Here is an 18,088-nt window from a genome sequence, read left to right on the forward strand (position 1 = left end):
TCAGGTTACCGGGACGTACGCCGCGTGACCACGCGTTCCTCGGTGGTTGCCGGTGTCGGCTCCGTTGGGACGTTTGCGCGAGGCAGTGCGGGCGCGTTCCGAGGGGTCGCGGCGGCGGGAGGTCGCGAGGCTGTACGTCGTGTAGACAGCTGTCAGGACACGTTACAGGCGGTGCCCGTGACGGATAACGTGCCCTGACAGCTGTCCACGGCCGGCGGCACGGGGCGAGTCAGCCCTCGACGTACGTCCGGGTCACCCGGGGGGCGAGCGCGCAGGTGACCTCGTACGGGATCGTCCCCAGCCACGCGGCCATGTGCCAGGCGGTGATCTCCTCCGCCCCGTCGCGGCCGAGCAGCGTCACCGCGTCCCCGACCGCGACGTCCGAGCCGGGCCCCAGGTCGACCATGACCTGGTCCATGCACACCCGGCCCACCACGGGCAGGCGGCGGCCGCGGATGAGCACCTCACCCCGGTTGGACAGCCGTCGGTTGTAGCCGTCGGCGTACCCCACCGGCACCGTCGCGATCCGCGTCGCCGCCGGCGCGACCCACGTCCGCCCGTACCCCACCGTCTCCCCCGCGGGCACGTCCTTGACGAACGACACCCGCGAGCGCCACGAGAGCGCCGGCCGGAGCGGGACGGTGCGCGGTACGTCGGGGTCGGGGTAGCTCCCGTAGACCATGATCCCCGGGCGGACCAGGTCGAACCACGACGACGGGTGGGCCAAGACACCGCCGGAGTTGGCGGCGTGCGCGATCAGCCGCCGACCCACCACCGACTCGACGGCCTCGCGCGCGGCCGCGAAGCGGGCCACCTGTCCGGCGGTGAACTCGTCCTCGGCGGGGGTGTCGCTGGCGGGCAGATGGGTGAAGATCCCCTCCAGACGCAGGTCGGGGCACTCGTTCTCGATGAGCGCGGCGAGCCCGGGAGCCTCGCCGACGTCGCAGCCGATGCGCCGCATGCCCGTGTCGACCTTGAGGTGGACGGCCACCGGCTGGTGGTGGGCTTGGTCGGACCCGTCGGCGCGGGAGGCAGCCGCCGCCTGGATGATGCGGGCCGTCGCCGCGTCGGGCACGGTGAGGTCGAGGCCGATGGCCACCGCCGCGGCGGCCTCCTGCGCGAATACGCCGGACAGCTTGAGGATCGGCAGCGTGATGCCCGCCTGGCGCAGCGCCGCCGCCTCTGGCACGGTCGCCACGCCGAGGCGTTCGGCCAGGCGAAGGTCCTGCACCATCCGGGCGATCCGCACGGCGCCGTGCCCGTAGCCGTCGGCCTTGATCGCGAGCAGGATCTGCGGGCCGTGGGTTCCGCCGTCATCGATGCCGCCGACGTGCGCGCGAATCGCCCGCAAGTTGGCGGCGATCGCGTCGAGGTGGGTCACGGTGTGCGTGGCGTAGTCCAGCGCCTCGTTGTCGTGATTCATCCGCGCATCGCCACCTTCTGAACGTACCGGGACGTCGACAGCGCCAGCACCGCCGCGTAGTGGGGCCAGAACCCGATCTCCCCGCCCAGCCGCACCTCCCGCGCCGCGTCCTGCACGTCGAGGATCAGGTGATCGCTGCTGGCGCCGACGATCTGGATGCCGTCGTCGTCGGGCGTGAGCCCCTCGATGGCCGCGTCCTGGCGGCCGACGTTGACGATAGCCCGCAGCCGGGTGCCGCGGTCGGCGAACTGCGGGCTCTCCCCGAAGGCGTTCTGCGCGCGGGTGCCGATGGGCACGCTGGGCTTGCGCTCCAGCTCGACGATCTCGGCGACGAGCCGGAAGGTGTCTTGGCGGGTCCCCGGCCACGGGCTCCGATCCAGGACGTTGCGGCCCAGCACGATCGACTCCCCGATGCGAAAGTGGTTGACCTCCGACGGCATTCGGCCGGCCGCGAGCAACGGCAGGGCCGAGGAGTTTCCGCCGGACAGGGTCGCGAGCGGGAGCCCGGTGGCCGCGCGGCAGGCCTCCCGGACCCCGATCAAGGCCCGCATGTTCTCCTCGCTGGGAATGACCCCGCCGTAGCACGCGAGGTTCGCACCGAGCCCGATCACGTCGAGGTGCGGCAGCCGGGCCGCCTCGATCACCAGGTCCACCGCGCGGTCCGGCCACACGCCCTCGCGCAGGTCGCCGATGTCGACCATGACGATCACCTCGTGGCGCACCCCGGCGGCGTCGGCCGCGGCGTCGAGGACCCGCAGGGTGGGCAGGCTGGAGTTCAGCGTCACGTCGGCGCTGCGGACGACGTCCGGCGCGGCGCTCGGCGCCGGAATCCGCAGCAGCATCTGCCGCAGCCCCGTGCCCCGCTCCCCCATGTCCACGAGGTTGAGGATCCGCTGTCGGCGAGCTCGTCCACCCCGCCCGCGACGAGCGCCCCCACCACCGCAGGGTGCGCGCACACCACCTTGCCGACCCCCGCGACCCGCCCGCCGTGCGCGTGACACACCTCGACCACGGCGCGCGCGTTCGCGGCGATGCGCTCGCCGTAGATCTCCAGGCGCGGAGTACGCAAGAACACCCGGTCGGTCCCCCTTCCCTCGTTCCGTCGTGTCTCGTTCCGTCGTGGCTGCGGGCCGTCGTGGCTGCGGCGGCTAAGGTCGCGCGTCGGCCGGGCCGGATTCCTGTGCCGCCCAACGCCGCAGGGTCTGGGCCACCTCGTCGGGGTACGCCCTGGCCAGCGTGCCCAGCGCCGAGAACCGGTAGGCGTCGTCCACGAGGAGCCGCGCGTCCGGCGGGGGCAGCAGGTGGGTGCCCATCCCGGTACAAGCCTCGCTCAGCGCCCCGGCCGCGCCGGGGATCTTCGTGAGCGCGCCGCCCCTTGCCACGACCCAGCGCACCGCGGTGAGGTCCTTGCCGCGGACCACCTGCCGGCGGCCGGTCGGGGTGTAGATCGCGGACACCGTTCCGGCGTGCCGGCGAATCCCCAGCGCCACGGCCCGCTCGGCCAGCCATCGGGTCAGGGCACGTTCCGCCTCGGTGTCGGGCATCGCCCGCAGGTGCTCCGGCCGACCCGTCCAGTCCGCGTCGCCGCTGGCCTGCGCCACCCGGTGGGCGTTGACGTAAACGCCGAGGTCGCCCTCGACGGTTCGCTTGGCGCGCGGCTCCGGCTCGACGTACGCCGCCGCCAGCTCCGGGGAGCCGTCCGTCACGGAGTGGACGTCCGTCGTCGCGCCGCCGACGTCCACGACGAGCACGTCGCCGACCGCCTCCGCGAACAGCTCCGCCGCGCGCAGCACGGCGCCGGGGGTGGGCAGGACGTCGTACGGCGTGATCCGCGCCAGCGCCGCCATCCCCGGGGCATGCACGATGTGCTCGCTGAAGACGTCGTGGATGAGCTCGCGCAGCGGCTCGACGTTGAGCACGTCGACGTCGGGAAAGACGTTGTCGGCGAGCTGGAGCGGTACGCCGGCGCGGGCGAACGCCTCGGCCACCTCGGGTCGGGCGGCGACGTTCCCGGCGTACACGACCGGCGGCACCCGCGGCAGCGCGCCCACAACCCCGGCCAGCGCGCGGGCGTTCGCCGCGACCGTGGCGCGCTCGCCGTGGTCCACCCCGCCGGCCAGGAGGACGATGTTGGGGGCGAGGGCGGCGACGTGGTCGAGTTCGTATGGCGTGAGCGCGCCCACGGTGACGAGCTCCACGATGGCGCCCGCGCCCAGCGACGCCTCGCGCGCGGCCCGCGCCGTCATGCTGGCCGTCAGGCCGTGCACGGTCATCCGCAGGCCCCCCGCGGCGGAGCTGTTGACGTGCGTCTCCAGGTCGGCCCGGGCAGCGGGCTCCAGGCCGTGGCAGGCGGCCAGGTCCGCGCGGGCCGCGTCGACACCGACGCCGACGTCGCCGAAGGCCGCGCCGCAGGGGTCGACTCCCCCGGTGTGTTCGGGCGCCCCCGCATCGGGCCGGGTCACCGTCGTCGGCGCGAAGCCTTGGGCGACCTGCCGCAGCTCCCCGTCGACGCAGGCGAACGCGTTGACCTTCGTGATCGTGCTGCCCACCTCGACGGTGACCACGCTGGGCGGCGCCGTCCGGGGAGCCGGCGGCGGGGACGGGTCGCTCATCCGGGGACCGCCTCCTCGGCCGGTCGCCCGTCCCGCGTCAGCAACGTCTTGACGATCGCGTCGACGACGTCGATGCCCTTGGTGCCCCGGCCGAACGTCGCGTCCAGCCCGGTCTCCGCCGCCATCTCGCGGTTGACCTGGGTGCCGCCGGCGATGAGCACGAACCGGTCCCGCACGCCCTTCTCGACGGCCAGCTCGGCCAACTTGCGCATCATCGCCCGGTGGATGTCGTTGTGGCTGATGATCGTGCTGATCAGGATGGCGTGGGCGCCGGTCTCGATCGCGGCGTCAAGGATCTTGCCCAGCGGCACGGAGGTGCCGAGGTAGTGGTAGCGCACGCCGTATTTCTCGATCCCGCCGTGCTTGATGTCGAGGATCTCGCGCAGGCCGACGCTGTGCTCGTCCTCGCCGACCGTCGCCGCGACAACGGTGAGCCCCCGCGCGGCCACCTCGGCGCGCAGCCGGTCCTCGGGCAGCCGCACCACCTTGGTCGGGATGACCAGCTCGTCGCGGCGTACGTCGAACGTGACCTTGCCCTTGACATCGACGAAACAGCCCTCCGCCTGCTGCATGACCTCCAGGTTGATCACGACCGGGTCGGCGAGGCCGAGGCGGCGGGCCATCTCCACGGCGTACGCCTCGGCGACCTCCGCCGGTTGCGGCACGAAGAGCTGAACGTTGACGGTCCCGTCCCCCGCCACTCGACCTCGGGGCGGATCAGCTCGCCGCTGCGATAGTGGCGCGTGGTCGCTAGGCGGGCCTGGGCGCTGTCGGTGGGGTCGAGCTCGTCGATGTAGACGATCTTGTCGGGGTCGCACAGGGTGCACCCGCCGATGACCGCGCAGGCTGTGTCGACGTCGGGACGAGTGCCGCGCGCAGCGAGCCCCGTGCTGTCGGATGACCGTTCGTGACCTGCGCTTTGGGTGCCATGGCACCCTTTGTGCAGGTCACGAACGGTCGTCAGGTCGCCCGGCGGGGTGTTCTGGCCGAAGTGGTCGCAGACCGGCGCCCAGTAGTCCGCATCGCGGGGCACGATCGAGCCGGCCCCCACGCCGCCGCCCCCGTCGCGGGCGATGCCATCGCCGGTGCGCTCGGGGTACTTGGCCGAGTCCACGAAGAAGCCCGCCTCGACCGCGGCGAAGTAGCCGCCGCCCTCGACGATCTCGGCCAGGAAGCACGTCGCCCGCTCCTTGAGGTCGCGCACCATCTCCGGAAGCGAGCCGGAGTCGCGCAGCGCCAGCAGCTCCCCGATCCCGTCCAGCCCCGCCCACATCTGCTTGACGGTCTGCAGGCCGAGGACATTGTTGTAGTGCCAGGGCACGTTGCGGCCCTCGTCCGGGGTGATCGTGGACTGGACGTCGGCCCTGGTCAGCATCGAGATGAGGGTGTCGATCGTGTGGGTGCGGATCGCCTCCTCGATGATCGCCTCGATGTAGCGCGTGTTCTGCTGGGCGCGCATCTTGTAGTCGGCGAACAGGTCGCGCAACGCCACGGCGTACGGCAGGTCGAACCACAGCTTCGGCGCGGGCGGCGCGTTCGGCGGCACCGTCGAGAGCCCGATGAGCTTCTTCGGCATCCCCACGGCGACCGAGAACGCCGTGTTCAGCGCGTGCTGCACCATCAGCTCCGGCATGACCAGCCAGCCCGCCTTGGCCGTGGCGTTGGCGTTGTGCGCGCCGTCGATCTGCAGGATCCCCGCGCCGGACATGACCCGCTTGGCCTCGGCGGCGTCGACGAAGGAGCGGTACATGTTCACGTTGCGGTAGAGCACGTTGTACTGCGGGTCCTGGTGCGCCCCGTTGACGCCCTCCTCGGCGAACAGCACGGCCACCTCCGGGCCGGCCACGCCGCTGACGTAGGAGTGGAAGTTGATCGGGCGGCCCACCTCGTCCTCGATGGCGTCGCAGGCCTTCCGGGAGGCGCGGAGCTGCTTGCGGGTGATCGGCACGCCGCCGACGCCCTCGGGGGTGCCCTCCATGAGGCCGTCGATGTGGGACTGGCCCGTGGTCCGGATGACCATCAGGTGGTCGGCGCCGTGCCAGGCCGCCATCCGCATGCGCCGTACGTCGTCCTCGAACCGGCCCGACGCGATCTCGGTGGTGACGACGCAGCTGGGCTGGGGGTCGATGTGCTCGAAGTATTCGCTCGCGGGCAGCCGGGCGGAGTTCTTCAGCGGGTGGGACATGCCGCGGTAGTGGAACGGCCCCGCGTCGATGCCGCCCGCGGGCACCCGGCGCCACGTCCACCCCTTGCGCCGCGGCCGGTAGTGCTCCAAGTCCTCCAAGAAGGCGTCGACGTCGAGCTTGGTGGTCGGCTCGAGGGGGGCCGAAGGCGCCGTACGTCGTGCTCACCGGGCCACCCCCGACGTCCGATGTCCGGGCGCAACCGGGAACAGCCCGGCCAGGCAGGCCGCGTCGTCCAGGATCCGTTGCCCGGCGGCGCGCACGTCCGGATGACCCGTGTCGTCGGCGAGGCCGTCCCGGAGGGCGAGCCGAACCAGCACGTGGCCCGCGCCCTTCTCCGCTGGTCATCGACCTTGACGCGACGCTGATCACGGCCCACTCCGAGAAGGAGAACGCCGCCGCCACGTTCAAACATGGCTACGGCTTCCACCCGCTGTGCGCCTTCCTCGACCACGGCAAGACGGGCACCGGCGAACCGCTCGGCATGCTGCTGCGAGCGGGGAACGCTGGGTCGAACACGGCCGCTGACCACATCGCCGTGACCAAGACGGCGCTGGCGGCGGTGCCCGGGATCAACCCCTCCCGGCCCGGCAAGAAAGTCTTGATCCGCACCGACGGCGCCGGTGGCACCCGGGAGTTCCTGACCTTCCTGGACCGGCGCGGCCTGTCGTACTCCATCGGGTACACCCTGCCCACCAGCACGCCCCAGCTGTACGCGCTGATCCCCGAGACCGCCTGGCAGGTCGCCCTCGACGCCGACGGCGACGTCCGGGACGGCGCGGCCGTCGTCGAGCTCACCGACCTCCTCGCGGCTAAGGGTCTCCTCACGGGGTACCCGGCCGGGATGCGGGTCATCGTCCGACGCGAACGACCCCACCCCGGCGCCCAACTCCGCTTCACCGACGTCGAGGGGTACCGGCTGACCGCTTTCGTCACCAACACGACCCGTGGGCAACTGGCCGACCTGGAACTACGCCACCGGCGCCGGGCCCGCTGCGAAGACCGGATCCGCATCGCCAAAGACACCGGCCTGACCAACCTGCCTGCAGGGCTTCGCCCAGAACCGAATCTGGCTCCTGATCGTGCAACTCGCGAACGACCTGATCGCGTGGATGGGCATGCTGGCCTACCCCCGAGCACCAGGCCCGCCGCTGGGAACCCAAGACGCTACGGCTGCGGCTCTTCACCATCGCAGCCACCCTGGCCCACACCGGTAGGCAACGCCTGCTCCACGTCAAGGTCACGGCGCCCTGGGCGGGACTCTTCACCACCGGATGGGACCGCCTCGCGATCCTGGCCCCGCCCTGAGCAACGCCACCACCCCGCCCCGACAACCCGCAACACAGCCCTCGTCCGTGGAAGACGACGCCCACCGGAAGCGCCGCCCCGGGACATTGTCATACCCACCGGCCAGAATCAGCCCCACCGAGGCGTCAACGACGGCCCGGCCCCCACCAGCAAGCCCCCATGCAACATCCGGGCGAACCACTCGGCGGGCGGAGCCAGGCAACGTTGCGGTTTTCTCGGGCGCCTTTACTGGTGGGTAGTTACCCTCGAACTCGACACACGTGCGCGACGCCAGCGTCGCGCGGAGGGGAGTACGTCGTGATCGAACCCCGGGTGCAGGCCGCCATCAACCTGCACGCCATCCTCCGCGACCTGGAAGACCTGGTCGCCCTCGACCCGACGGCCGCCGCGATCGTGCGCGACACGCGCACCCGCGTCACGTTCCGCGTCGTCGGGTTGCGGCCGCTGGCGCTGACGTTCACGGACGGGACCTGTACGGCGTCCGCCGAGCCCGGTCCCCTGCCGGCGGGCCACCACGACGTCCAGCTCGGCTTCGCCACCCCACAACACCTCAACGCGCTCGTCGACGGTAAGGGGATTCCCGTGCCGCTGAAGGGGTTCCGGGGGCTGGGCTTCCTCACCAAGGAGTTCACGGCGCTGACCAAGCGGCTGGAGGCGGTGCTGCGGCCGGCCCCCGGTGCACCGCGCCCGCCCGAGGAGGAGCGGCTGGCGGCGGAGCTCACGGCGTACGCCGCCTTCTACGCCCTCGCCGAGGTCGGGAACCTCGACCCGCTCGGCCGCTCCAACGCCGCGCGGATGGCCGACGGCGCCATCTCGGTCGAGGTCGCGGACGGCCCGGCCGTCACCATCCGGGTGCGGAACGGGCACCTGGCCGTCAGCAAGGGCGCCGACCCGCACGCCCGGGCCCGCATGCTCTTCGACTCGACCGAGACCGCCGGGCGGATCCTCACCGGCGAACTCGACAGCTACGCGGCGATCGGCGACGGCCGGCTCGCGGTGTCGGGCTACATCCCGTTGCTCGACCACATGAACAAGCTGCTGGCGATCGTCGCCCGCTACCTCGCCTGAGCACCCTCGCCTGAGCACCCCCGCCTGAGCACGCAGCGCCACGAGCCGGATTGACGAAAGGCCGCCGCCCCATGAAGACGTACGACTACCCCGCCAGCCGCGAGCTGTTCGCCCGCGCGCTAAGGGTCATCCCGGCCGGGATCTACGGCCACCTGGGCCCGAGCGAGGGCTGCTACATCCCGGTCTCGAGCTATCCGTTCTACGCCAGCCACGCCCAGGGCGCCTACGTCTGGGACGTGGACGGGAACCGGTTCATCGATTACATGTGCGCGTACGGGCCCAACGTTCTGGGCTACGGCGACCCCGAGGTCGACGCCGCCGCCCGCGCCCAGATGGACACCGGCAACTGCACCACGCTGCCCACCGCGCTCATGGTCGACTTCGCCGAGCTCCTGTGCGACACCATCGACGGCGCGGACTGGGCCTTCTTCGCCAAGAACGGCGGCGACACCACCTCGCTGGCCCTGATGGTGGCCCGCGCCGCGACCGGGCGGGACAAAGCGATCCTGTTCCACGGCCACTACCACGGCGTCGCGCCCTGGACGCAGAAGCTCGGCCACCCCGGAATCACCGCGGCGGACGTCACGAACAACCTCTACGCCACGTGGGGCGACCTGGCCGGGCTCCGCCGGATCATCGAGGAGACCAAGGGCCAGATCGCGGTGCTCATGGCCACGCCGTACCACCACCCCGTCTTCGAGGACAACCAGGTCCCCGACCCCGGCTGGTGGGCCGCGGTGCGCAAGCTGTGCACCGACAACGGCATCGTCCTGGCCATCGACGACGTACGGGCCGCTTCCGCCTCGACAACCGCGGCTCGGCCGCCCACTACGGCTTCGAGGCCGACCTGCAGTGCTACTGCAAGGCGCTCGCGAACGGCTGGAATGTCTCCGCGCTGGTCGGGGTGGAGGCGCTGAAGGCGGCCGCGGGGTCGGTGATGTACACGGGGTCCTACTGGCTGAGCTCGGTGCCCTTCGCCGCCGGCCTCGCCACGGTGCGCAAGCTGCGCGAGCTCGACGGCGCCGCCCGGATGCTCACCCTCGGCCGATCGCTCACCGACGGCCTCCGCGCCGCGGGCGCGGAGCACGGCCTGGACCTGCGGATCTCCGGTGAACCGTCGATGTGGTACATGCGGATCACCAACGATCCGGACCTCAAGCTGCACCAGGAATGGGTCGCCGAGTGCGTCCGCCGCGGGGTGTTTTTCACGAGCCACCACAACCTGTTCATGAACCTCGCGATCACCGAGGCCGACATCGCCCACACGCTCGAGGTCGCCCACGAGGCGTTCGGGGTCGTCCGGGCGAACCACCCCGAGCTGGGCTGAGCGGGAGGGCCGGGCGATGGCATTGAGCGGCGAGCAGCGCCTCGCGCTGGAGACCAAGGCCGCGCAGCTGCGCCGGTCGACGGTGGACGTCACCTACTGGGCCGGGTCGGCCCACATCGGCGGCGGCCTGTCCGTCAACGACCTGCTGACCTACCTCTACTACCACGGGATGCACATCAACCCCGCCGACCCGAGCGAACCCACGCGGGACCGGTTCCTGCTGTCCAAGGGGCACTGCGGGGCGGCCCTGGTGGGGGTGCTCGCCGACCTCGGCTGGCTCCCCGCCGACGAGCTGCGCACGTTCAACCTGACGGGGTCCCGGCTGGGCATCCACCTCGACGCGCGCAAGGTGCCAGGGGTGGAGGCCTCGACGGGCTCGCTCGGGCACGGCATGTCGATCGCGCTGGGGATGGCGCTGGCGGCCCGGCGGCTGGGGCAGTCCTGGCGGACGTACGTCGTGGTCGGTGACGGCGAGCTCAACGAGGGCTCCAACTGGGAGGCCGCGATGGCGATGGCCCAGTACCGGCTCGACAACGTCTGCGTCACCGTGGACCGCAACCAGTGCATGATCGACGGCCCGACCGAGGACGTCATGGGCATCGAGCCGATCGACGCCAAGTTCGCGGCCTTCGGGTTCGAGGTGGCCCGCATCGACGGGCACGACTACGACGCGATCGATGCGGCCGTCGAGGCGGCGAAGGCCGGCTCAGGGCGCCCGTTCGCCATCGTGGCGGACACGATCAAGGCGTGCGGCGTGGACTTCATGGCCGGCGACTATCGCTGGCACTACGGCGCGATCAACGACGAGATGCACGCCGAGTGCGTGGCGGCGCTGGAGTCGTATGCCCAGCAGCGGCTGCGGGGGCTCGCCGGCTCCGACGTACCGCTTGCGGCAGCAAGCATCGCGGACCGGCGGGTACGACGGGAGGGGTGGCCTGAGATGGCGGGCGGATTGACCTACACGGTCGAGGAGACCACGAAGCTGTCGACGGCGGAGATCTACGCCAAGGTCCTCGCCGACCTCGCCGAGGAGCACCCAGAGATCGTCACGCTCACCCCCGACCTGGCGAACTCGACTAAGGTGGGCGTGTTCGAGCAGCGCTTCCCGGACCGGTTCTACAACTTCGGGATCGCCGAGGCCAACATGATCGGCGCGGCGGCGGGCATGGCGGCCTGCGGGCTGGTGCCGTTCACGTCGAGCTTCGCGATCTTCAACTCGATGCGCGCGCTGGACCAGGTGCACACCGACGTGTGCTACCCGAACCTGCCGGTGAAGATGATCGGTTCGCACGCGGGGCTGAGCTTCGGCCAGGCCGGCACGACCCACCACTGCACCGAGGACCTGGCGATCATGCGCTCGATGGCGAACCTCGCCGTGATCTGCCCGGCCGACGGGATCGAGACGGCGAACGCGGTGGTGGCGGCGTACGAGCGGCCGGGGCCGGTCTACCTGCGCATCAACCGCGGCTTCGACCAAGTGGTCTACGACCGGATGGACTACGGCTTCGAGATCGGGCGGGCGGTGCAGCTGCACGAGGGCACGGACCTGACGCTCATCGCGTGCGGGTCCGGGGTCTTCCAGGCGGTCCAGGCCGCCCAGGAACTGGCCGCGACCGACGGGGTCCAGGTGCGCGTGCTCAACATGCACACGATCAAGCCCATCGACGCCGAGGGGATCCGGGCGGCCGTGCAGGAGACCCGCCGGATCATCACCGTCGAGGACCACACCGTGATCGGCGGGGCTGGGCGGCGCGGTCGCCGAGGTCATCGCGGAGGGCGGGCGGGCCTGCGCCTTCCGCCGGCTGGGCCTGTAGGACTGTTTCTCCCCCATCGGGCTGCACGAGGACCTGATGAGCCACCACGGCTTCGACACCGTCGGCATCGTCAACACGGTCCGCGAGGTCATGAAGCTGGACTTCGAGGACACCGACGACTGGGACGACGAGTTCTGATGGGCCCGTCGCCGTCGCCGTCGCCGTCGCTGTCACCCTCACCGTCGCCGTCACACTCACCGTCGCCGAGCGAGGAGGAGCTGGCCAGCGTCGTCTTCCTGCGGGGCGTCCTGCCGCTGGTGAAGATCTTGGCGGCCGAGGACCCGGCGCTGCGCGCCGCCTTCGCCGGCACCGACGGGGTCGTCCAGGTCTCCGCCCGGTGCGGCGCGGAGCTGCGCGCCGTGCACTTCCTCGTGGTGAACGGGGCGGTGGAGGTGCGCCAGGGGGCGTACGAGCGGCCGGACGTCGAGCTGCGATTCAGGTCGCTGGGGGCGTTCAACGGTTTCTTCCGCGGCACGAGCAAGCGGCTGCCCCGCATCCGGGGGCTGTCCTCGCCGCGACGGGTCCGGCTGTTCGCCGCGTTCCTGCGCACCCTGCTGCGGTTGTCGGCGCTGCTCGGGGCCACGGAGCCGCCGACGTCGGAGCGGGACAAGGCCCTCGTCGTACGGCTCTATTTCGCGCTGCTGTCCGCCGGCATCAGCGGGCTGAACCGGGCCGGCCACCCGGAGATCGCGGCCTGGGTCGCCCGCTCCCCCGACCGGGTCTACGCGTGGGCGGTGGACGGGCACCCGGAGGTGGCGGCGTACCTGCGGGTGAAGGCCGGCCGGACGAAGGCGGCGCGCGGGGAGTATCGGCGCAGCAAGCCGTTCTTCACGCTGCGCTTCGACTCGTTGGACTCCGCGCTGGGGATCCTGCTCGACACCGACGACATGCTCGCCTCGACCGCAGCGGGCAAGCTGATCATGGAAGGCGCACCCGAATTCGGGGCCCAGATCGGGGCGTTCATGCTGGCGGTGGGCGCGTACGCGAAGCCCTGACCGGCACTAGCCTCGGCCGTGGAGGTGTCCGATGCCCACGACCTGGTCCCTGCGGCCCCTGGCCGAGAGCGACGGCGACATCCTGCGCGCCGCGACACTGGTGAACGTCAACTGGACCGGCGAGGAGCGGTTCATGGCCGCCGATGTCGACGCCCGGCCGGACTTCCGGCACTACGTCGAGCTGCGGCCGGCGCGTGGCGACTTCGGGGTGGTGGCGGAGTCACCGGGGTCCGAGCCGCATTCATCGAGCGCGGTGCAGGCGTCCGCGGCTGAGGTGGCGGTGGCCGGCGCGGCGTGGCTGGTGTTCCTGGGCGCGGACGACCCGGGCTACGGATTCGTCGCAGCCGGGGTGCCGGAGCTGAGCATCACGGTGTGGCCTGACTACCGCGGCCACGGGATCGGTCGGGCACTACTGACGGCCGTGCTGGCTGAGGCCGCCGCGCGGGGCATCGCCGGGGTGTCGCTCAGCGTCGAGTCCGGCAACCCCGCCGTGCACCTCTACCGCAGTGTCGGCTTCGTCCCCGTGCCGGGCGCAGCGGACGGCACGTACGTCGTGCGCCTCGCGCGGTAGTGGTCCTGCCAGGGCTCGTCGCCGGCCGGCGGCGTGCCGGACCAGCCGAGGGCCTGCGCCCAGAAGGCAGCCAGCCGCTCCGGGTCGACGGTGTCGATCGTCAGTTGCCAGAACACGAGGCGAGCATCCCGGCCGCGGGCAAGTCGATGTGCATCTCATCTGCATCAATTATGATGCAGACATGCGCACCACCGTTGACCTGCCTCCCGCCGTCCATCGACGGGCCCGCAGTATTGCCAGCCAACGCGGCATGTCCCTGTCTGCCGTGATCGCCGACCTCGCCATCCGCGGACTCGCCGCGCTCGACGAGCCCGTCACGCTGACCACCGACGCGCGGACCGGACTCCCCGTCCTGTCCCTAGGTCGGCCCATCTCGACGGACGACGTGGCCGCCGCCCTCGACGACGAATGACCACCTTCCTGCTGGACGCCAACGTCGCGATCGCCTTGCTGGTTCTCGACCACGACCACCACGCCCGCGCCAGCTCGTGGTTTGTCGACCAGGCCTCGCTTGCCGTGTGCCCGGTCGCCGAGGGGGCCGTCGCGCGGTTCCTCCTGCGCGTCGGCGAGTCGGGAGACACGGTGAGCGCGGTCCTGGCGGGCCTGCGCGATCACCCGCGCGTGGACTTCTGGCCGGATGATCTGTCCTATGCGGATGTGGGACTGCGCGAGGTGCGCGGTCACCGCCAAGCCACCGATGTCTACCTCGCGGCACTGGCCGCCGCCCGTGGCGGTCGGCTCGCCACCTTCGACCGAGGCATCGCGACGCTGCGACCCGAGCAGACGCACCTCATCCCGTAACGCGCCGCGCCGCACGGTGTCGCGCGACGATCAAAGCCCGCCGCCGAGGCCGTAAACCGCCCGAATTCGGAGCTAATGATCGTCGCGCGATACCGCGAGGGTAAAGATCGCGTGGCCGATGAGGGTTGGCGCGCCGGCCTTGACGGCCGGGACACCAGGGCGCCGCGCACCGGGGCGACGACCGCGCCTCACGACGGATGTCAGACCAGGCCGCGAAGCTGGCCGGGTGAGGATCCTGCGATCAGCGCTCAAACACGGCTGCACTTCGGAGGACATCGCCCACGCGATCGCGTCGGCTTGGCGGCGGACCCAGGTGGGTGAGGATCCGACGAGGTGGCTCTACGTCGGCGTGGATCCGGCCAGCAGGCCCTTGGAGATCGTCAGCGTTGAGGGGGATGATGGAGGCGAGGTCGTGATCCATGCGATGAAGCTGCGAAAGAAATACCGGTGGGAAGGAGGACGGAGATGAATTTCGAGATTGTCGAGCAGGTGCCCGGCATCAGCGATGAACGGGTGGCTGAGCTGGCGTCTGAAGCTAAGGCGGGTTACGAGCTGACAGGCCGATCTGCGACGTCCAATCCTCACCACCGCCAGGGTCAACTCGTCCCCACCGACCTGCTCGACGCCATCGACAAGCGCGCCGAGCAGGACGGCTTGACCCGCGAGATCATCGTCCGTCAAGCGCTGACCGCCTACTTGCACTCTGCGTGACGCGCTCGTCGCGCCGTTCCTCCTGTGCCCGCCGCCACGGCTGTAAACCGCCCGCATTCGGAGCTAGTGATCGTTGCGCGCCACCTACGCTCGGCCGGACATGGGCCAGCCGCTGGAGCTGCGCCGACCCCTATCCGGCGTCGAAGCGTCAGCGCAGCGGGTCAAAGGGCGCCAGCACCGGGGGACGGTGGCCGGTGACGATCTGCTGGGCGAGCAGCTTGCCCGTCACGGGGCCGAGGCTGATCCCCCACATGCTGTGCCCGCCCGCGACGTACACCCGCGGGGAGCGGGTCGCGCCGATCAGCGGGAGGCCATCGATCGTGCAGGGCCGCGACCCGACCCACTCATCGGCCCGGTCATCGAGCGCCACCCCCCGCAGCAGCGGCCGAGCCGCAGCGACGATCGCGGCGATGCGACGCTGGTCGAGGGCCTCCTCGGGCCGGCGGAACTCCATCATCCCGGCCACCCGCAGCCGGTTTCCGATCGGCGTGCAGGCCACCCGTGCCGCGGGCAGGTAGACCGGCCCGTGGGGCAGGTGCTCGACGTCGACCGTGAACGAGTAGCCGCGGCCGCCCTGGATGACGCGGCGGACGCCGAACCGGCGGGCGTGGGCGCCGAGCCACGCCCCGGTCGCGAGGACGACCGCGTCGTAGGAGCCGGTCCAGCCCCGGGTGCCGTGCAGCGTGACGCCGTTCCCGCGCTCGTCGATCCCCATCAGTTCCATGCCCGCCATCAGCCGGCCGCCGCGCGCCGTGACCGATTCGGCGAGGGCGGCCAGGTAGGCCCCCGGATCGAGGAAGCGCTGGTCCTTGAGGAGGATCGCGGCGGTGACCTCGTCGCTGAGCACCGGCTCGATGGCTCGCGCCTCCGCGCCGGAGAGCACCTCGAATGCCATCCGCTGTCCGGCTTCCTTGATGTGCTCGATCTCCTCCAGCAGGGTGGCGCGTTCTCGACTCGCCGGTACCCCGCGATGAAGGACTTCGCCTCATGGGTGGGCTCGGCCACCCTGCCGGCGGCGAGCTCATCGAACGCGGCCAACGCCTGGTCGTTAAAGGGCACCTAGGACGCCATGTTGCGGCGCCACGCCGCGCCGGTGCTGTTGCGGGTGAATCCGGCCACGAACCGCAGAAGGTTGGTGTCCGCCCGCGGGGGCACATAAACCGGCGAACTCGGCGACAGGACCGCCCGGATACGGGTGCGCAGCACCGCCGGCTCGGGCAGCGGGGTCGTGATGCCGGGGGTCAGCCAGCCGGCGTTGCCCCAGGAGGCGCCGGCGGCCACGCCGGTGCGCTCAAGCACGGACACCTCTACCCCGTGCTCCTGGAGGAACCAGGCGGTCGCGAGCCCCACCATCCCGGCGCCGATGACGGCGATGCGCTGCGGGCCGGGACCGGAGTGGGTGCCTGCGGGGCCGGAGGTGGGAACGGGCTGATCGGGCGTGCTCATGGCGGCGTCCTTGAAGGGGTTGGCGGTCCCCCCATCATGCCCGGGCCGCGCGAAGGTGGGGCATGAAGGGTTCGGCCGCCTGTGGCCGAGCGTTGCCGGGACCGGTACGCCGCGACAGCCTGACGGTTGCCGCAGGCCGGGGAACAGAACCGCCGCGAGCGGTTGCGGGAGAGGTCGAGAACGAGGCGCTCGCAGGAGGGGTCGGCGCACAGGCCGAGCCGGGAATGCTCGTCCTCGCGTACGACCTCGATCATCGCGAACAACGTCTCCACCCAGACCTTGGTGGCGAAGTCGGCATCGGGTGCGGCGGGGTGCACGTGCCAGTCCTGGCCGTCGTGACGCACCAGGCGCACGGCGAGCGACTCCCGCGCGAGGGCCTCGTTGATGAGCACCGCGGCCGTGTCGCGATCGGCGAGGAGCAGATCCCGCAGCTCTGGCCGCAACTTCCGCACCCGATCTAGCTCCGCGCCGGTTGCGGCCAACCGTCCCGTGTAGCCATGGCGTCGATAGAACGCGGCGAGCTGGCCGGGCATCGCCAGCTCTGCGGGTGCCGACAGGGTGTTGACCAACTCGACGGCCGCGACCAGCGCACTTTCGGCGTCATGGGTGAAGACCATGTTGACACCTTACCTGCTCGGCGCCTAGTGTCATGAGCCATGCCCGCAAACACTCCTGACTTGGCGCCGCTCTCGAACGCGAGCCCAGGAGCCGCGGGCCAGCTGTCGAGCGGCCTCGCCCTCGCCGGGCTGACCGCGGCCTCGTTCGCCCTGTCGGGGCCCCTGGCGACCCGGTTGATCGCCGCGGGATGGTCTCCCACCGCAGCCGTCGTGGCCCGCATCGCCCTGGCCGCGGCCCTCCTCATCGCCCCCGCGCTGCGCCTGCTGCACGGCCGGTGGGACGAGCTGCGACGCTACGGAGTCGACATCGTCGCCTATGGCATGGTCGCCGTGGCCGGCACCCAACTGGCCTACTTCGTCGCGGTGAGCCGCCTTCCCGTGGCGACGGCCCTGCTCGTGGAGTTCCTGGCGCCGGTGGTCGTGCTCGGGTGGTTCTGGGCGGCCCGGGGCCAACGGCCGTCGGGTCGGACGATGGTCGGTGGGGCGTTGGCGATCGCCGGACTCGTGCCCGTGCTGGGCGTCGGCGCGACCGGCGACGACGGCCTGGATCCCGTGGGCATCGGATGCGCGCTCCTGGCCATGTGCGGCCTCGCGTACTACTTCGTCGTCTCCTCCGCCGACAAGCCCGGGCTGCCGCCGATGGTCCTGGCCTGCGGCGGGCTCGTGGTCGGTTCACTGACGTTGGCGCTGGTCGCCGGCGTGGGGGTGTTGCCCCTGGCCACCTCGACGACCTCGCCGGTCTACGCGGGCACGGCGTTGCCCTGGTGGTTGGCGGTGACTTTGCTGGGCGTCGTGACGGCGGCCCTCGCCTACTCGACGGGTATCGCCGCGGCCCGCCGACTCGGTGGGCGCCTGGCCTCCTTCGTGGCCCTCAGCGAGGTCGTCCTCGCCGCTCTCTTCGCCGCCCTGTTGCTCGGCCAGCAGCCCTCGTGGGGTCAGGTCGTCGGCGGCACGATCATTCTGGGCGGCATCGTGCTGGTCAAGCTCGGCGAGACGCCGGCGCACCACGATGCCGGCCCCGGGATCGGCACCCGGGATGACTCGGCCGTGGTACCCCCGGACACCGGCACCGACCTGCCGGTCGGGTCATGAGTCCCGTCCGTCAAGTGAGCCGACTCCCCTGAGGTCGAGAGAGCACCCGTACGTAGGTGAGCTCCCTCGACGTCAGGAGAGCTGCCTCACCTACGGCTGCAGCAGCGGGCGACGGACGAG

13 protein-coding genes and 7 pseudogenes are annotated in these 18,088 nt (G+C 71.5%); 12 read left to right on the forward strand and 8 right to left on the reverse strand.

The genetic code is table 11. The features are described 5' to 3' along the window. Positions 1–229 precede the first annotated feature (229 nt). From alr to IPK37_17695, 5 genes and pseudogenes are all read right to left on the reverse strand, one after another. The gene (gene alr / locus IPK37_17675) at positions 230–1,423 is read right to left on the reverse strand and encodes an alanine racemase (GenBank protein QQS00617.1); all 1,194 of its coding nucleotides are present in this window, start codon (positions 1,421–1,423) and stop codon (positions 230–232) included. Continuing rightward, positions 1,420–2,498, reverse strand: a pseudogene (locus IPK37_17680) (alanine/ornithine racemase family PLP-dependent enzyme). The gene alr and the pseudogene IPK37_17680 overlap by 4 nt, the downstream one beginning before the upstream one ends. A gap of 73 nt (positions 2,499–2,571) precedes the next feature. After that, the gene (locus tag IPK37_17685) at positions 2,572–4,035 is read right to left on the reverse strand and encodes a glutamate mutase L (protein ID QQS00618.1); all 1,464 of its coding nucleotides are present in this window, start codon (positions 4,033–4,035) and stop codon (positions 2,572–2,574) included. After that, positions 4,032–6,319, reverse strand: a pseudogene (locus IPK37_17690) (cobalamin-dependent protein). The gene IPK37_17685 and the pseudogene IPK37_17690 overlap by 4 nt, the downstream one beginning before the upstream one ends. A 63-nt stretch (positions 6,320–6,382) precedes the next feature. Further along, a complete protein-coding gene (locus IPK37_17695; protein QQS03036.1) occupies positions 6,383–6,538 on the reverse strand; it encodes a hypothetical protein in 156 nt (51 codons plus the stop codon). 14 nt (positions 6,539–6,552) lie between these two features. On the opposite strand from IPK37_17695, the pseudogene IPK37_17700 reads away from it, so the two are divergent. The 7 genes and pseudogenes from IPK37_17700 (at position 6,553) to IPK37_17730 (ending at position 13,301) form a co-directional block, all read left to right on the forward strand. Next, positions 6,553–7,526 (forward strand): annotated as a pseudogene (locus tag IPK37_17700) (IS1380 family transposase). Positions 7,527–7,823: 297 nt separating this feature from the next. Further along, on the forward strand, positions 7,824–8,594 hold the full coding sequence (locus tag IPK37_17705; GenBank protein ID QQS00619.1) for a hypothetical protein: 771 nt from the start codon (positions 7,824–7,826) through the stop codon (positions 8,592–8,594). A 71-nt stretch (positions 8,595–8,665) separates the two neighbouring features. Next, positions 8,666–9,921, forward strand: a pseudogene (locus IPK37_17710) (aminotransferase class III-fold pyridoxal phosphate-dependent enzyme). A gap of 16 nt (positions 9,922–9,937) precedes the next feature. Continuing rightward, positions 9,938–10,789 (forward strand): annotated as a pseudogene (locus tag IPK37_17715) (transketolase). 72 nt (positions 10,790–10,861) lie between these two features. Further along, positions 10,862–11,873: pseudogene (locus tag IPK37_17720) on the forward strand (transketolase family protein). Continuing rightward, complete coding sequence (locus IPK37_17725) at positions 11,873–12,730, forward strand: hypothetical protein (protein ID QQS00620.1); 858 nt, start codon at positions 11,873–11,875, stop codon at positions 12,728–12,730. Before IPK37_17720 ends, IPK37_17725 begins: the two are co-directional and overlap by 1 nt. A gap of 31 nt (positions 12,731–12,761) precedes the next feature. Beyond that, the gene (locus IPK37_17730) at positions 12,762–13,301 is read left to right on the forward strand and encodes a GNAT family N-acetyltransferase (protein QQS00621.1); all 540 of its coding nucleotides are present in this window, start codon (positions 12,762–12,764) and stop codon (positions 13,299–13,301) included. Here the strand turns inward: IPK37_17730 and IPK37_17735 are convergent. Further along, positions 13,229–13,417: a hypothetical protein gene (locus IPK37_17735; GenBank protein QQS00622.1), complete on the reverse strand. Its 189-nt coding sequence runs from the start codon at positions 13,415–13,417 to the stop codon at positions 13,229–13,231. The genes IPK37_17730 and IPK37_17735 overlap by 73 nt on opposite strands. Before the next feature lie 65 nt (positions 13,418–13,482). On the opposite strand from IPK37_17735, the gene IPK37_17740 reads away from it, so the two are divergent. The 4 genes from IPK37_17740 (at position 13,483) to IPK37_17755 (ending at position 14,813) form a co-directional block, all read left to right on the forward strand. Beyond that, positions 13,483–13,713: a hypothetical protein gene (locus IPK37_17740; protein ID QQS00623.1), complete on the forward strand. Its 231-nt coding sequence runs from the start codon at positions 13,483–13,485 to the stop codon at positions 13,711–13,713. Further along, complete coding sequence (locus IPK37_17745; protein QQS00624.1) at positions 13,710–14,102, forward strand: PIN domain-containing protein; 393 nt, start codon at positions 13,710–13,712, stop codon at positions 14,100–14,102. Before IPK37_17740 ends, IPK37_17745 begins: the two co-directional genes overlap by 4 nt. A 226-nt stretch (positions 14,103–14,328) precedes the next feature. Then, positions 14,329–14,571, forward strand: a complete 243-nt coding sequence (locus IPK37_17750) for a hypothetical protein (protein ID QQS00625.1) — start codon at positions 14,329–14,331, stop codon at positions 14,569–14,571. Continuing rightward, positions 14,568–14,813 (forward strand): ribbon-helix-helix protein, CopG family, encoded by a 246-nt coding sequence (locus IPK37_17755; protein ID QQS00626.1) that lies wholly within the window; start codon positions 14,568–14,570, stop codon positions 14,811–14,813. Before IPK37_17750 ends, IPK37_17755 begins: the two co-directional genes overlap by 4 nt. 148 nt (positions 14,814–14,961) lie before the next feature. Here the strand turns inward: IPK37_17755 and IPK37_17760 are convergent. Together IPK37_17760 and IPK37_17765 are read right to left on the reverse strand one after the other, a co-directional pair. After that, positions 14,962–16,259: pseudogene (locus IPK37_17760) on the reverse strand (FAD-binding oxidoreductase). Next, complete coding sequence (locus IPK37_17765; GenBank protein ID QQS00627.1) at positions 16,256–16,876, reverse strand: CGNR zinc finger domain-containing protein; 621 nt, start codon at positions 16,874–16,876, stop codon at positions 16,256–16,258. Before IPK37_17765 ends, IPK37_17760 begins: the two are co-directional and overlap by 4 nt. A 39-nt stretch (positions 16,877–16,915) precedes the next feature. Between IPK37_17765 and IPK37_17770 the strand changes: the two genes are divergently transcribed. Then, the gene (locus tag IPK37_17770; GenBank protein QQS00628.1) at positions 16,916–17,968 is read left to right on the forward strand and encodes an EamA family transporter; all 1,053 of its coding nucleotides are present in this window, start codon (positions 16,916–16,918) and stop codon (positions 17,966–17,968) included. Positions 17,969–18,088: the final 120 nt, after the last annotated feature.

The organism is Austwickia sp. (assembly GCA_016699675.1).
In the GTDB taxonomy this organism is placed as follows: Bacteria; Actinomycetota; Actinomycetes; order Actinomycetales; family Dermatophilaceae; genus Austwickia.

What these genes read in the sequence shown, in the direction of transcription:
- alr (QQS00617.1), bottom strand. Translation starts at nt 1,423, where the DNA reads ATGAATCACGACAACGAGGCGCTGGACTACGCCACGCACACCGTGACC.
- IPK37_17685 (QQS00618.1), bottom strand. Translation starts at nt 4,035, where the DNA reads ATGAGCGACCCGTCCCCGCCGCCGGCTCCCCGGACGGCGCCGCCCAGC.
- IPK37_17725 (QQS00620.1), top strand. Translation starts at nt 11,873, where the DNA reads ATGGGCCCGTCGCCGTCGCCGTCGCCGTCGCTGTCACCCTCACCGTCG.
- IPK37_17730 (QQS00621.1), top strand. Translation starts at nt 12,762, where the DNA reads ATGCCCACGACCTGGTCCCTGCGGCCCCTGGCCGAGAGCGACGGCGAC.
- IPK37_17740 (QQS00623.1), top strand. Translation starts at nt 13,483, where the DNA reads ATGCGCACCACCGTTGACCTGCCTCCCGCCGTCCATCGACGGGCCCGC.
- IPK37_17745 (QQS00624.1), top strand. Translation starts at nt 13,710, where the DNA reads ATGACCACCTTCCTGCTGGACGCCAACGTCGCGATCGCCTTGCTGGTT.
- IPK37_17755 (QQS00626.1), top strand. Translation starts at nt 14,568, where the DNA reads ATGAATTTCGAGATTGTCGAGCAGGTGCCCGGCATCAGCGATGAACGG.
- IPK37_17765 (QQS00627.1), bottom strand. Translation starts at nt 16,876, where the DNA reads ATGGTCTTCACCCATGACGCCGAAAGTGCGCTGGTCGCGGCCGTCGAG.
- IPK37_17770 (QQS00628.1), top strand. Translation starts at nt 16,916, where the DNA reads ATGCCCGCAAACACTCCTGACTTGGCGCCGCTCTCGAACGCGAGCCCA.